The sequence below is a fragment of the Rathayibacter sp. VKM Ac-2801 genome (genome assembly GCF_009834245.1).
Lineage (GTDB): Bacteria > Actinomycetota > Actinomycetes > Actinomycetales > Microbacteriaceae > Rathayibacter.
In genome coordinates this window covers 581,437-595,439 of record NZ_CP047183.1, presented here as the reverse complement: position 1 = coordinate 595,439, position 14,003 = coordinate 581,437, and the positions used below count along the sequence as shown (strand labels likewise).

The window sequence follows — 14,003 nt, the reverse complement described above, 5'->3', positions numbered from 1 at the left end:
CGGGGGCCGGCCGTCCGTCGTTCCCGGGGCATCCCGCCGGGCCGGCGCGGGGGGCCGCCGCCGAGACTGAACCGGACGGCGTCGGCAACCGAGGGCAAATCGCCCTCTCCCGCCCGTTCGGCGCCCGATCCGGCGTCCCGGCCTCGGTTGCGGACGCGTTCGCTGCACGACGAAGGCCGGGAGCGCCGGACGGCCCTCACGGGCGGTCGGGGCTCCCGGCCGGCGTGGTGCCGGCATGCCGGCGGCCGGTCAGTCGCGCGAGGTCGAGAACGCCGCGTCGAAGGCGTCGGCCGGCGGCGTGATCGCGTTGAGCTTCCGGACGAACGCCAGGGCTTCGGGGGCGCCGTCGAGGCGGTCCATGCCCGCGTCCTCCCACTCGACACTGGTCGGGCCGGTGTAGCCGATCGCGTTGAGGGCGCGGAACACCGGCTCCCACGGGACCGCGCCGTGCCCGGTCGAGACGAAGGTCCAGCCGCGGCGCGGGTTCGCCCACGGCAGGTGCGAGCCGAGGACGCCGTTGCGGCCGTCGAGGTTGGTGACCGACTCCTTCACGTGCACGTGGAAGATGTGGTCGGCGAAGTCCAGCACGAACGCGACGCTGTCCAGCTGCTGCCAGACGAAGTGCGACGGGTCGAAGTTGAAGCCGAACGAAGCGCGGTGCCCGATCGCCTCGAGGGTGCGCTTGGCGGTCCAGTAGTCGTAGGCGATCTCGCTCGGGTGCACCTCGAGCGCGTAGCGGACGCCGACCTCCTCGAAGACGTCGAGGATCGGGTTCCAGCGGTCGGCGAAGTCCTGGTAGCCGGCGGCGATCCACTCGTCGGAGGCGGGCGGGAACATGGCCACGCCCTTCCAGATCGAGGAGCCGGAGAAGCCGTTGACCTGCGTCACGCCGAGCGCGGCGGCGAAGCGGGCGGTGTCCTTGAGGTCCTGGGCGGCGCGCTGCCGGACGCCCTCGGGGTCGCCGTCGCCCCAGACGCGGTCGCTGAGGATGTCGCGGTGGCGCTCGTCGATCGGGTCGTCGCAGACCGCCTGACCGGTGAGGTGGTTCGAGATCGCGAACACCTGCAGGCCGTTCGCGGCGAGCACGTCCTTCCGGCTCTGGACGTACTCCGCGTCATCCCAGCGCGCCACGTCGATGTGGTCGCCCCAGCACGCGATCTCGAGGCCGTCGTAGCCCCATTCCCCCGCGAGGCGCGCCACCTCCTCGAACGGGAGGTCGGCCCACTGGCCGGTGAACAGGGTGATCGGTCGCGTCATCGCGGTGTCCTCACTCGAGTCGCCGCCCGGGTTGGCCCTCCGGGTGCCCTGGCGGCTAATTTGAAGTTCCACGCAACATATCAGGAGCACCTGACGGAAGGAACGATCATCCGATCGATCGACCGCGCATCGTCGCGCGCCGCCCTCGCCACCGCCACTCCCGCCCCGACGTGGGAGGACGGCCTGATCGTCGGCAGCGGCCGCGTCGGCGCCGTCGCTCACGGCCCCGCCGACTCCCTGACCGTCCCGCTCGCGCACGAGCGCTGGTTCCTCCCGGTCAATCCGCGCCCGGACGCGCCCGACCTCGCCGGCGTCCGCGACGAGCTGCGAGTCGCCCTGCTGGCCGGCGACTCCGACACCGCCACGGCCCTGCTCGCCCGCGCCGCCCTCGACAGCGGGTACGACGGCGGCCTGATCTGGACCGACCCGCTCGGCCTCTGCGCGACCGTCTCGCTGCGCACCCCCGGCGGGGTCGCCTCCACGGTCCGCCTGATCGATCCGCTCGGCGGCGAGGCCGCGGTGGAGTGGACCGACGAGGAGGGCGGCCGCCACGCCGTGCGCCTGCTCGCCCCGCACGGCGGCGCGGGCGTTCGACTGGCCCTGGAGTCCTCCGCGGACACCGTCGTCACCGTCGAGCTCGCGCTCGGAGCCGGCGAGGTGACCTCCTTCGACACCGGCGTGCCCGACGCGTCGGCCGTGGTCTCGGCGCGCGTCGAGGGCGGCGCCTCCGGGGTGCTCACCGCCGAGGCGGGCGAGGGCCCGACCGCGATCCGCGCCGTGACGCGGGTGACGAGCGGAGCGACGTGGCGCGTGGCAGGGGGCGCCGCCGTCTCGGACGTGGAGCTCTCCGCCGGAGTCGCCCGCGTGCTGCGGCTGGACGTCGCGATCGGCGCGGCTCCCGACGCCTCCGCCGACCTCTCGTGGGAGGAGCTGCGCGACGCCCAGCGCGAGGGGCACGGCCGGCTGGTCGGCGCCTCCGCGCTCGACCTCGACGGCGCCTCCGACGCCGAGCTCACCGAGGACCTGTGGGACGCCGCCCGTTCCGGGGACGCGGGCGCGCGCCGCCGCGTGGTCGAGCTGGCCTGGCTGAGCGGCCGGGCCAACATCGTCGCGTCCACAGGCGAGCTGCCGCCGACGCTGCAGGGCGTCTGGCAGGGCACCTGGCGGCCGGCGTGGTCGGCCGACTACACGCTGAACGGCAACGTGCAGAACGGCGCGATGGCGGCGATGATCCCGACCGGAACCCCCGAGCTGGCGCTCTCGCTGCTCGAGCTGGTCCTCCCGCACCTCGACGACTACCGCGACAACGCGCGCCTCGTCTACGGCGCCGAGGGGATGCTCCTCCCGTCGCGGATGTCGACCCACGGCCGCGCCGACCACTTCTCGGAGCACTACCCGCACCTCTTCTGGACGGGGTGCGGCGGCTGGGTGCTGCGCCTCGCCGCCGACGTGGTCGCCGCGACCGGCGACCGCTCGATCGTCGACGACCGGCTCTGGGAGCTGGCCGAGGGCGTGCTGCGCTTCGCCGAGACCGCGACCGTCGTCGTCGACGGGGTGCGCCGCATCGTCCCCTCCTACTCCCCCGAGAACACCCCCGGCGGGGAGCGGGTGCCGACGGCGGTCGACGCGACGATGGACGTGGCGGTCCTCCGCGACGCGGCCCGGGCGACCGCGCTGCTCGGACGCGCCCGCGGCGATGACTCTCTCGACGCCCGCTGGTCGCAGGTGGTGGCCGACCTGCCCGGCTACCGCGTGGCCGAGGACGGCACGCTCGCCGAGTGGATCGATCCGCGCTGGGGCGAGGAGATCGCGCACCGGCACGCCTCGCAGCTGTACCCGCTCTGGTACGAGCCCGATGCGGCGGTCGCGGGCGGCGAGCGCCTGCGCGCCGCGGCGCTGGCGACCGTGCGGGCGAAGATCGCGTGGCGGGCCGAGGCCCCCACCGCCCCGCCCGGCCGGATGGAGATGGCCTTCGGACTCGTGCAGGTCGGCGTCGCCGCGGCGGCCCTCGGCGATGCGGAGTCGGCGCTGGTGTGCGCGGAGTGGCTGGCGGTCGACCACTGGTCGCCGGCTCTGACGACCCGCCACGACGCGGGCCGCATCTTCAACCTCGACGCGAGCGGCGGGCTGCCGGGCCTGGTCGCGGCGATGCTGCTCCGATCGACGGCCGACTCGCTGACCGTGCTGCCGGCGCTGCCCGCGGCCTGGCCGCGCGGCTCCGTGACCGGGCTGCGCGCCCGGGGCGGGCTGGTCGTGGACGAGCTCTCGTGGGAGCCGGGGCGCGCCGTCGCGACCGTCCGGCGGGTCGCCGGGGCGGAGTGGCTGGCTCCGGCGGAGGGGACGCACGTCGCGGCCGGTCGCGCGATCGTGCTGCGCGTCGACGGCTCCGCGGTGCCCGACGGGCGCGTGCGCTTCGGCCTCGAGCCGGTGCGCCTCGAGCTGGAGTGGGCCGCCGGCTGAGCTCCCGCGCGTGCGGGCTCGCCGGAGCCGCGCCGTCCGCGCCCTCTCCGCGCCCTCCCCGCCCCTGCGACTATCCAGGAGTTGTCGCACTCGCCGCCCACTGCGACAACTCCTGGACAGTCGCGACCGCCGGAGCCGCCGGCGCACAGCGGGCGGCCGCGAGAGCGCAGAAGTCGTCGCACTCGGCGTCGAGTGCGACAACTCGTGAGCAGTCGCGGAGATGGGGGCTGCGCGCTCGGTGCCGGGCGGCGGGCTCAGGACCCCCGGGCCACGTCGGGCTCGGTCTGCGGATGCGGAACCGAGCCCGCGGCCGCGCTCGCACCAGCACCAGCACCCCGAGCCGCAGCCGGAGCCGGAGCCGATTCTTCGGCAGCAACGGAGCCCGCGACCACACGCGACCCCGGCGCCACCGCCTCACCGCGCCCGTCCGCCGCGTCGCGCCCGTCCGCCGCGTCGCGCCCGTCCGCCGCGTCGCGCCCGTCCGCCGCGTCGCGCCCGTCCGCCCCCGCCTCCCCGCGCCCGTCCGCATCCGAGCGCCCGTCCGCATCCGAGCGCACATCCGCCTCCGAGCGCCCGTCCGCCTCGCCGTCGGCGGCGAAGCGCCGCGACCGGAACAGCAGCGCCACCACGCCCTCGATCACCGCCGCCACCATGATGAGGATCGCGAACGGCACCAGCGACACCTCCGCGAATCCGCCCATCACGGGCATCACCAGCCCGGCCGCGGTGAAGCTCACCGTGCCGAGGATCGCCGTGACGCTGGCCGCCTCCCGCGACGGCCCCTGCAGCGACAGGAACTGCACGGCGGGCGCGCCCAGCGAGCGGCCGGCGAGCGCGAAGGTCAGGGCTCCCACGATGACGAGGAGCGGCTGGTCGCCCGAGAGCGACAGCACGATCAGCACGACCGAGCCCAGGGCGGTCACGATCGCGGAGGCGGTCATCGCCCAGCGGGCGCCGAAGCGCGGGATGAGCACCCGACCCGTCGTCTGGCCGACGGCGATCGTGATGAGCGACGTGGCGAGGAACAGCAGCCCGTAGCCGTCCGCGTTCACCCGGAACACGTTCGTGTAGAGGTACGGCGCCGTCGCCAGGTAGCCGAAGCCCACCGACCAGCCGGCGGCCGACGCTGCGGCGAGCGCCAGGATCCGCGGCCGGCGCAGCAGTCCGAAGGAGTTGCGGAGCGAGGGCACGAGTCCGCCCTGGTGCCGCTTCTCGGGCGGGAGCGTCTCGGGCAGCACGAGCAGCGCGATCGCGGTCGCGACGGCTCCCCAGACCGCGACGACCAGGAAGGAGCCGCGCCAGTCGAGCACCTTCGTCAGCTGCGCGCCGAGCGAGGGCACCAGGATCGGGAACACGCTCGTGATGACCGCCAGGTTCGCGAGCATCGTCACCAGCCGCTTGCCGCTGTAGAGGTCGCGCACGATGGCGACGACCACCACTCCGGCCGCGGTGCAGGCCGCTCCCTGCACGAACCGCGCGGGCATCAGCACCGCGGTCTCGGTGGTGCTCGCCGCGACCAGGCTCGCCGCGATGTGCAGGCCCGCCGAGATCCCGAGCGGCCAGCGCCGGCCGACCGCGTCGCTGAGGGGTCCGGAGAAGAGCTGGCCGGCCGCGAAGCCGAAGGTGGCGCCGGTGACGACGAGCTGCGCGGAAGCGGCCGAGATCTCGAGGTCGGCGCCGAGCGAGGGCAGGAACGGGAGGACGAGATCGATGGTGAGCGGCCCGAAGCCGACCAGCATCGCGAAGATCGGGAGGAGGATGCGCGCCGAGGGGACGGTGCGGGCGGCGGCGGCGCGGGTCACGCGGATCGGCCGAGCTGGGTCATGGGGCTCCTGTTCATCGGCTCCGGCCCTCGCGGACCGGCGGGGTCGGGTCCGGAAGGACCGGGAAGTACACGGAGAACCGCTCGTCCCCGATCTCGTGCACGGGGCGGAAGCGGATCGACGCGGACTGCCCGACCGTGCGGTACCCCCGCAGCCACTGCGTCCACTGCCGCTCGTTGTCCGGCGCGAGGAGGGAGGCGGCGTCGTCGAGGGAGCCGCGGAGGGCGACCTCGTGGTCGACCAGGCCGGCGAGCACCGTCGCGCCCTCGACGAAGGCCACCGTGCCCGGCTCGTCCGGGATCGGCACGACGCGCACCTCGAACGGGAACGCGACGTCGACGCTCGTCTCTCCGCCGGAGTGCTCGATCACCAGGACGTCCTCGCCGCGGCTCACCCGCTCGGTGTCGCCGGCCACGTGCGGCTCGTCCGCGATCCACGCGGGGATCCGCACACGCACGCGCAGCGCGGCACCCGACACCTCGACGCGCACGCGGGTCGCGGTGGGCCGGCGCGTGTCGCCCGCCGCCCCTGCGTTCGCGTCCGGGCCCACGTACCCCGCGTTGTCGAGCACCTCGACCCGCACAGCCGTCTCGCCGGAGTCACCGAGCACGCGCGTGCTCGCGTCGACGTGCTGCGCGATGGTCACCCCCTGCTCGTCCGGGTAGAAGACCAGGTCGGAGTGGCGGGTGTGCGCCTGCACGAGCGTCCCGTGGCAGCACCAGAAGTCCTCGGTCGGCGTGCCCCAGTTCTTCACCGCGCCGCCCTCGAGCGGCAGGAAGTACGCGACCATCCCGGTGCGCGGGTGCTGCTGGGCGAGGAGGCCGTTGACCAGATTGCGCTCGATGTAGTCGGCGTACGCGAGCTCCCCCGTCCAGCGCAGCAGCACGTCGGCCAGCCGGATCATGTTGTAGACGGTGCAGTGCTCCTGCGTCTTCTCGCCGCGGCGGGCGGCGAACTCGAACGGCGGCGTCCAGATCTCGCCCGAGGTCTGCCCGCCGGTGCAGAAGGTGCCGCGGGCGGTGACCGCCTGGCGCCAGTACTCCTCCACGATCCGCCGCCAGCGCTCGTCGCCGGTGACCTCGTAGGCACGCGCGGCGCCCAGCACCTCCGGGATCGTGGTGTTGGCGTGCATGTTGGTCAGCACGTCGCGCCCCTCGAGCAGCCCGTCGAAGAGAGAGCGGCGGTAGTAGCGCTCCAGCAGCTCGGAGTAGACCGGGTCGCCGGTGATCGCGAGCAGGTCGGCCCAGACCTCGAGCATCCCGCCCGTCTCGACCTCCATGATCCGCTGGAAGGCGTCGTCGTCGAAGCCGCGCACCCACTCCAGGAGGGGCGCGGTCGCGTTCCGCGCCAGGCGGAGCGCCCGCTCGTCGCCGAGGTCGCGGTGCACGTCGACGAGGCCCATCAGCAGCTTGTGCATCGCGTACTGCGGCGCCCAGATCGGCTTCCCCTCGGCCAGGCGGCGGAGGAAGCGGGGCGGGATCGCCCAGATCCAGCCGTCCCCGTTCTCCTCCTGGCAGCGCTCCAGCCCGTCGAGCACCGCCTGCAGCTTCACGCCGAGGAGCGGATCCCCGGTGACCGCGGTCTCGCGCGCGGCGGCCGAGAGCCAGTGCCCGAGGAAGTGCCCGCGCAGCGCGCCGCCCGGCGTCTCCCAGCCCCAGTGCCGTGCCGCCCCGCGCGACTCCGGGGTGCCGAGGGAGGGCTTCAGGTGCCAGTCCTGGTCGCCGATGCCGGCCTCGAGGAGGAAGTTCTGCAGCAGGGCGTCGTCCTCGAGCGAGACGAGGTAGGCGCGGTTGAGGCGGCGCCGGGCGTCGAGGAGGCCGCGCTCGAGGCGGGTGCCCTGCAGGGTGGGAAGGGTCGGCATTCAGGAGCTCCTCGTCGTTGATCGAGATCGATCTCTCACTGTACTCAGCCCGGGGGAGACGGTAGGAATGTCGTTATGAATCCGCCCCGGGTGATCCATGCCGTCGCCGCTGACGTCTCCGTCCTCCTCACCCAGACGGGAGGTGCGCTGCCCGTGCTCGCCCACTGGGGCCCGCTGCTCCGGGCGAGCGACGACGATCTGATGGAATACGCCGGAACCCCTGTCCGCACAGGGATTGACGGGGATTCCGACGTGCCCTACGAGCCCTCGGTCCTCCCCGAGCACTCCTTCGGCTGGTCGGGTCTCCCGGGCCTGCGGGTGCACCGCGGAGGCGCCGGATGGTCGCCCCGCCTCGTCGTCGCCGGCGTCTCGGTCGACGGGCGGGAGGTCCCGGAGGGGGCCGTCGTGCAGTGCGGCAGCGCGCTGATCTCCGTGGAGGCGCGCGACGACGAGGCCGGGATCGAGGTCGTTCTAGAGATCGATCTCTCGCCCGCCGGACTGCTCCGGACCCGCGCGACCGTCCGCAACACCGCCTCCGGCGTCCTCGAGGTGATCGGCGTCGACCCCGCGCTGCGGATCCCGACCGAGGCCCGGGATATCCTGGACTTCACCGGCCGCTGGGGCACCGAGAAGATCCCGCAGCGCCACCCCGTCGTCATGGGCACCCACTCCCGATCCTCCCGCCGCGGGCGCACCGGGCTCGACGCGACCACGGTCGTGGCGGTCGGCACTCCCGGCTTCGACGCCCGCTCCGGCCGGGTCTGGCTCTGCCACGTCGGCATCGGCGGCAACCACGAGCACGCCGTCGAGCGGACCGACGCCCACCTCGCGTTCCGGGGCGGCGAGCTGCTGCTCCCCGGCGAGGTCCGCCTGGCGACCGGCGAGAGCTACAGCTCCCCGTGGATCTACGGCAGCGTCGGCACCGGGCTCGACGACGCGGCCGCGCGCTACCACGCGTTCCTCCGCGCCCGCTCGCGCTCCTCCCTCCGCCCGCGCCCCGTCACGCTCAACGTGTGGGAGGCGGTCTACTTCGACCAGGACCTCGCGACGCTGAGCGAGCTCGCCGACCGCGCGGCCGCCCTCGGCGTCGAGCGGTACGTGCTCGACGACGGCTGGTTCCTCGGCCGCTCGGACGACCGCGCCGGCCTCGGCGACTGGACGACCGACCCCGGGAAGTGGCCCGACGGGCTCTCCCCGCTCGCCGACCACGTGCGCGACCTCGGGATGGAGTTCGGCCTCTGGGTCGAGCCTGAGATGATCAACGAGGACTCCGAGCTCGCGCGTGCCCACCCCGACTGGATCCTGCGGGCCCGCGCCTCCGAGCTCCCCTCCCGCTGGCGCTTCCAGCAGGTGCTCGACCTCACGAACCCCGACGCCTTCGCGCACATCCTCGAGGCCCTCGACACCCTGATCCGCGACCTCGACGTGGCCTACCTGAAGTGGGACCACAACCGCGACCTGATCGACGCGGGCCACCCCGCCTCCGGAGCGCCCGCCGTGCACGAGCAGACCCTCGCGGTCTACCGGCTGATGGACGAACTGCGCGCCCGCCACCCCGCGCTCGAGATCGAGAGCTGCGCCTCGGGCGGCGGACGGGTCGACCTCGGGATCCTCGAGCGCACCGACCGCGTGCACACCTCCGACAACCACGACCCGCTGGACCGCACCCGGATGCTCCGCTGGACCGGCCTGCTGGTGCCGCCGGAGATGCTGGGCTCGCACGTCGCCTCGGAGGTCTCCTCCGTCACCGGCCGCACCAGCGACCTGCACACCCGCTGCGCCACCGCGTTCCTCGGCCACTTCGGCGTGGAGTGGGACCTGCGCGAGCTGAGCGAGGGCGACTCCGCGGTGCTGGCCGGCTGGATCGCCGCGTACCGCGAGCACCGGGAGCTGATCGCGACCGGCCGCGTGGTCGGCGACGGGGACTTCGACCCCGACTCGCCGACCCTCCGCGGAGTGGTCGCGACCGACGGCTCGGAGGCGCTCTACACGCTGATGACGCCCGTCCTCTCGGCCGACACCCGCCACCGGATGCGCCTCCCGGGCCTCCTGCCCGAGGCGCGCTACCGCGTCGAGGCGGCGCGCCCCGAGTCGCTCGGCCCCTGGTGGCTGAGCCCGCGCTGGCTGGAGGCGACCGAGCCGCTGGACAGCGCGGAGGAGGCGCCCTCCTACTCCGGCAGCCTGCTGCTCGAGGCGGGCCTGGACCTGCTCGCGTTCCACCCCGACCGGGTGGTCGTGCTGCGCCTCGTCCGCGTCGCCTGACGCGACCGGGCAGCAGCCCCCGCCGACCGCCCCGGCAGCCGGCCCGTCCGGCACCGAGCCGACCGGGCATCCGACCACCCGGCACCCGACCACCCCGACCACCCACGAGAACACTGGAGTCCTCCGTGCTCAGCACCGTCACCGTCGACCTCGACCGCCCCGGCGCCACCATCAGCCGCCACCTCTACGGCCACTTCGCCGAGCACCTCGGCCGGTGCATCTACGACGGCTTCTGGGTCGGCGAGGACTCGCCCGTCCCGAACGAGGGCGGGATCCGCCTGGACGTCGTCGAGGCCCTGCGCGCCCTCGACATCCCCAACCTCCGCTGGCCCGGCGGCTGCTTCGCCGACCGCTACCACTGGACCAAGGGCATCGGCCCGCGCGAGGAGCGGCCCGGCCTGATCAACACGCAGTGGGGCGGAGTCGCGGAGGACAACTCCTTCGGCACCCACGAGTTCATGGCGCTCTGCGAAATGCTCGGCGCGGACGCCTACATCTCGGGCAACATCGGCTCGGGCACGGTGCAGGAGATGGCCGACTGGGTCGAGTACCTGACCGGGTCCGGGAAGTCGCCGATGGCCGACCTGCGCCGCTCGCACGGGCGCGAGGAGCCGTGGACCGTCCGCTACTGGGGTCTCGGCAACGAGACCTGGGGCTGCGGCGGCAACATGCGCGCCGGCGCCTACGCCGACCTCGCGCGGCAGTTCGGGACGTTCGTGCAGAGCGGCAACGACACTCCCCTCTACCGCGTGGCGGCCGGAGCCGACGGCGCCGACACGCACTGGACGCAGACGCTGATGGAGGTGATCCCCGAGATCGAGGGGCACCCCTTCTCCTCCGTGCCGTGGGAGTCGGTCTCGGTGCACTACTACACGATCGGCGGCAGCTGGCACGCCAAGGGCAGCGCGACCGAGTTCGACGCCGACACCTACTGGAGCACGATCGTCGCCGCGCAGGGGATCGAGGAGCTGCTGCGCTCGCACGCCGCCGTGATGGACGTGCACGACCCCGAGAAGAAGTACGGGATGGTGCTCGACGAGTGGGGCACCTGGTGGGACGTGGAGCCGGGGACGCACCCCGGGTTCCTCTTCCAGCAGAACACCATCCGCGACGCGATGGTCGCGGCGTGGCACTTCGACGTCTTCCACGGCTTCGCCGACCGCCTGACGATGGCGAACATCGCCCAGACGGTGAACGTGCTGCAGGCGATGCTGCTGACCGACCCGGACGGCGGCGAGATGGTCCGCACACCGACGTACCACGTGTTCGAGATGAACAAGGGGCACCACGACGCGACCGTGCTGCCGACCACGGTCGCCGGCCCGACGCACGCGGTCGACGGGCGCGAGATCCCCGTCGCCTCCGCCTCCGCCTCCACGAAGGACGGCCGCGTGCTCGTCTCGCTGACGAACGTCGACCTGGAGGAGCCGCTCGAGGTCTCCCTCGACTTCCGCGGCGGGACCGTGACCGGCGCGACCGGCCGCCTCCTCACCGCCGACCGGCCCGACGCGCACAACCGCCCCGGCGCCGCCGACGAGGTGAGCCCCGTCGCCCTCGAGGGCATCGAGACCACGGCGACCGGCCTGCGCGTCACGCTGCCCCCGCACTCCTTCGCGACCGTGACGCTGGAGCTCTCGTGATCGCCGCGCGCACGGAGGCCGCCCGCCGCCCGCCGATGGGCTGGAACAGCTGGGACTGCTTCGGCGCCTCGGTGACGGAGGAGGAGGTGCTCGCGAACGCCGAGTACCTCGCCGAGCACCTCCTGCCGCACGGCTGGGACACGGTCGTCGTCGACATCCAGTGGTACGAGCCCGACCCCGGCACGAGCGACTACCAGGAGGTGTCGGAGCCGGTGCTCGACGACTGGGGCCGCCCGCAGCCGGCCGTCGGCCGCTTCCCGTCGGCGGCCTCCGGAGGATTCACCGCGCTCGCGGCACGCGTCCACGCCCTCGGGCTGCGCTTCGGCGTGCACTTGATGCGCGGCGTGCCCCGCCGGGCGGCCGACCTCGGGCTCCCGGTGCTCGGCTCGGACGCGACCTGCGCCGACATCGCGGACCGCGGGAACCTCTGCCCGTGGAACCCCGACAACTACGGAGTCGACATGAGCGTGCCGGGAGCGCAGCAGTACTACGACTCCGTCATGGCGCAGCTCGCCTCGTGGGGCGTCGACTTCGTCAAGGTGGACGACGTGCTCTACCCGCCGATCCAGGCCGAGGAGATCGCCGCGATCTCGCAGGCCATCGACGCGACGGGCCGCCCGATGGTGCTGAGCCTCTCCCCCGGCAAGCAGCTCTCGCTCGAGAACCTCGAGGTGCTGCGCTCGAACGCGCAGATGTGGCGGATCTCCGACGACTTCTGGGACGACTGGGCGCACCTGCACGAGCAGTTCCAGCGGGCCGCGCGCTGGGCTCCGCACCAGCGCCCCGGCGCCTGGGCCGACGCCGACATGCTGCCGCTGGGCCGGATCGGCGTGCGCGCGCACGTGGGCGAGGACCGGCTCTCGCGGTTCACTCCCGCGGAGCAGCGGACGCTCGTGACGCTGTGGTGCCTGCTCCGCTCGCCGCTGATGATGGGCGGGCACCTCCCGGACACGCCCGCGGACACCCTGGCGCTGCTGACCAACGGCGACGTCCTCGCACTGCTCGAGAGCGACGGGAGCCGCGAGATCGTGCGCGACGGCGACTTGGTGGTCTGGTCGGCGTGGCGCGGCGACGAGCAGTGGCGCGGAGTGTTCTGGCTGGGGTCGACCGCTCGGTCGTACTCGGCGCACCTGGCCGACCTGGGCTGCGCCGACGCGACCTCGGCCGTCGACGTCTGGAGCGGCTCGGAGCTGCCGGTCGTCGGCGGCGCCGTCGAGCTCGCCCTCGAGCCGCACGGCGGCCGCCTACTGCGCCTGGCCTGACGCGCGGACGCCGGGCGGGCGTCGCTCCGGCGCCGAGCGCCCCGAAACTCCAGAAGTTATCGCACTCGAGGCCGACTGCGACAACTTCTGCGTACTCGCGGGTGGGCCTCCGGATGCGACCGCGGCCGGCCGGCCTGGGGAGCACGCCGAGCATTCACAGTCGCCGCCCGGCGGAGATGCTGGGCCCGCGCAGGCCGAGGGCGCCGAGACTCCAGAAGTCGTCGCACTCGGGGCCGACTACGACAACTACTGCGCACTCGCGGAGGCCGCGCTCGCGCCGAACCCGGCGAGAAGCCAGAAGTCGTCGCACTCGACGTCGACTGCGACAACTCCTGGACACTCGCGAGCGGGCGGAGCCGCCGGACGCGCCGAGAAGACGGAAGCCGTCGCACTCGTGCGCGAGTGCGACGACCTCCGGACTGTCAGGAGCGGGCGAGCGTGCGGGTCAGGACTCCGTGTCGACGAGCGAGTCGAGGTGCGCGAGGTCCTCCGACGAGATCTCGAAGTCGACGTCGGCGTTCTCGACGATGCGCGACGGCGTCGTCGACTTCGGCAGCGGCAGCACGTCCTTCTCGAGCAGGTAGCGGATGCAGAGCTGCGCGACCGACTTGTCGTACTTCGCGGCGATCTCGCCGATGTCGGAGTTGTCGAGCAGGCCGCCCGTCGCGAGCGGCGAGTAGCCCTCGACGAGGATGCCGTGCTCCTTGCAGTACGCGGTCGTCTCGTCCTGGGTGTTGCCGACGAACCAGCGGATCTGGTTCGCGTGCGGCACCGCGTCGGTGGCCGCGATCAGCGACTCCAGATCGGCGACCTGGAAGTTCGAGACGCCGATCGCGCGCGAGCGCCCGGCCTCGAGGATCTCCTCCATCGCCTTCCACGCCGCGATGTTCCCCTCGCGGTGGTCGGAGCCCATGTCCTGCCAGGGCCACGGCGCGTGGATGAGGTACAGGTCGACGTGGTCGAGCTCGAGCGCCGCCATGGTCGTCTCGAAGCTCGCCTTCGCGCCCTCGTAGTCCTTCACCTCGGCCGGGAGCTTGGTGGTGATGAACACCTCGTCGCGCGGAACGCCGCTGTCGCGCAGGGCCCGGGCGACGCTCGCCTCGTTGCCGTAGGCGCGGGCGGTGTCGATGTGGCGGTACCCGGCCTCGAGCGCGGCGGTCGTCGCGTCGTAGGCCTCGGGGCCGTCGGGGATCTGCCAGGTGCCGAACCCGATCTTCGGGACGGCGACTCCGTTGGACAGCGTGAACGTGTCGGTCAGGGCGGGCATGACTCTCCTCTGCATCGGTCTTCTCCGCGGCCCGCCACCGGCGGCGCCGCTCCTTCCACGCTAGGCCGGGGCCCCGGCTCGCGCGGGCCCCTTGCGCTCTGCGCCTCCGGTGCTACGCGGCCGTCGCACCCGCGGGTCCCGTCGACACCGCAGAAGTCGCAGGACTCGCGC

Annotated in this window: 8 protein-coding genes; 4 read left to right on the top strand and 4 right to left on the bottom strand. The window is 73.6% G+C overall.

The window, feature by feature from the left end:
• Positions 1-249: 249 nt before the first annotated feature.
• A complete protein-coding gene (locus GSU45_RS02680) occupies positions 250-1,257 on the bottom strand; it encodes a sugar phosphate isomerase/epimerase family protein (protein ID WP_159912489.1) in 1,008 nt (335 codons plus the stop codon).
• Positions 1,258-1,317: 60 nt separating this feature from the next.
• On the opposite strand from GSU45_RS02680, the gene GSU45_RS02675 reads away from it, so the two are divergent.
• A complete protein-coding gene (locus GSU45_RS02675; RefSeq protein WP_159912487.1) occupies positions 1,318-3,717 on the top strand; it encodes a glycoside hydrolase family 95-like protein in 2,400 nt (799 codons plus the stop codon).
• Between the two features lie 254 nt (positions 3,718-3,971).
• Here the strand turns inward: GSU45_RS02675 and GSU45_RS02670 are convergent, their stop codons facing one another.
• Positions 3,972-5,519, bottom strand: a complete 1,548-nt coding sequence (locus tag GSU45_RS02670) for an MFS transporter (protein WP_159912485.1) — start codon at positions 5,517-5,519, stop codon at positions 3,972-3,974.
• Between the two features lie 34 nt (positions 5,520-5,553).
• Positions 5,554-7,401 carry a beta-L-arabinofuranosidase domain-containing protein gene (locus GSU45_RS02665; RefSeq protein WP_159912483.1) on the bottom strand — a complete coding sequence of 616 codons (1,848 nt, stop codon included), beginning with the start codon at positions 7,399-7,401 and terminating at the stop codon, positions 5,554-5,556.
• A gap of 75 nt (positions 7,402-7,476) precedes the next feature.
• Between GSU45_RS02665 and GSU45_RS02660 the strand changes: the two genes are divergently transcribed.
• The 3 genes from GSU45_RS02660 to GSU45_RS02650 all read left to right on the top strand — a co-directional run bounded on the left by GSU45_RS02660 (position 7,477) and on the right by GSU45_RS02650 (position 12,565).
• The gene (locus GSU45_RS02660; RefSeq protein WP_159912481.1) at positions 7,477-9,663 is read left to right on the top strand and encodes an alpha-galactosidase; all 2,187 of its coding nucleotides are present in this window, start codon (positions 7,477-7,479) and stop codon (positions 9,661-9,663) included.
• A gap of 125 nt (positions 9,664-9,788) precedes the next feature.
• Entirely contained in the window at positions 9,789-11,303 is a 1,515-nt protein-coding gene (locus tag GSU45_RS02655) for an alpha-L-arabinofuranosidase C-terminal domain-containing protein (RefSeq protein ID WP_208543481.1), read from the top strand.
• Positions 11,300-12,565, top strand: coding sequence for a glycoside hydrolase family 27 protein (locus GSU45_RS02650; protein WP_244248190.1), 1,266 nt, complete (start codon positions 11,300-11,302; stop codon positions 12,563-12,565). The genes GSU45_RS02655 and GSU45_RS02650 overlap by 4 nt, the downstream gene beginning before the upstream one ends.
• A gap of 445 nt (positions 12,566-13,010) precedes the next feature.
• On the opposite strand, the gene GSU45_RS02645 is transcribed toward GSU45_RS02650, so the two are convergent.
• Positions 13,011-13,832 (bottom strand): aldo/keto reductase, encoded by an 822-nt coding sequence (locus GSU45_RS02645; protein WP_159912479.1) that lies wholly within the window; start codon positions 13,830-13,832, stop codon positions 13,011-13,013.
• Positions 13,833-14,003 lie beyond the last annotated feature (171 nt).

Bases quoted from the DNA above. Each gene is read 5' to 3' on its own strand.
- GSU45_RS02680 (WP_159912489.1), bottom strand. From the start codon at position 1,257: ATGACGCGACCGATCACCCTGTTCACCGGCCAGTGGGCCGACCTCCCG.
- GSU45_RS02665 (WP_159912483.1), bottom strand. From the start codon at position 7,401: ATGCCGACCCTTCCCACCCTGCAGGGCACCCGCCTCGAGCGCGGCCTC.
- GSU45_RS02660 (WP_159912481.1), top strand. From the start codon at position 7,477: ATGAATCCGCCCCGGGTGATCCATGCCGTCGCCGCTGACGTCTCCGTC.
- GSU45_RS02645 (WP_159912479.1), bottom strand. From the start codon at position 13,832: ATGCCCGCCCTGACCGACACGTTCACGCTGTCCAACGGAGTCGCCGTC.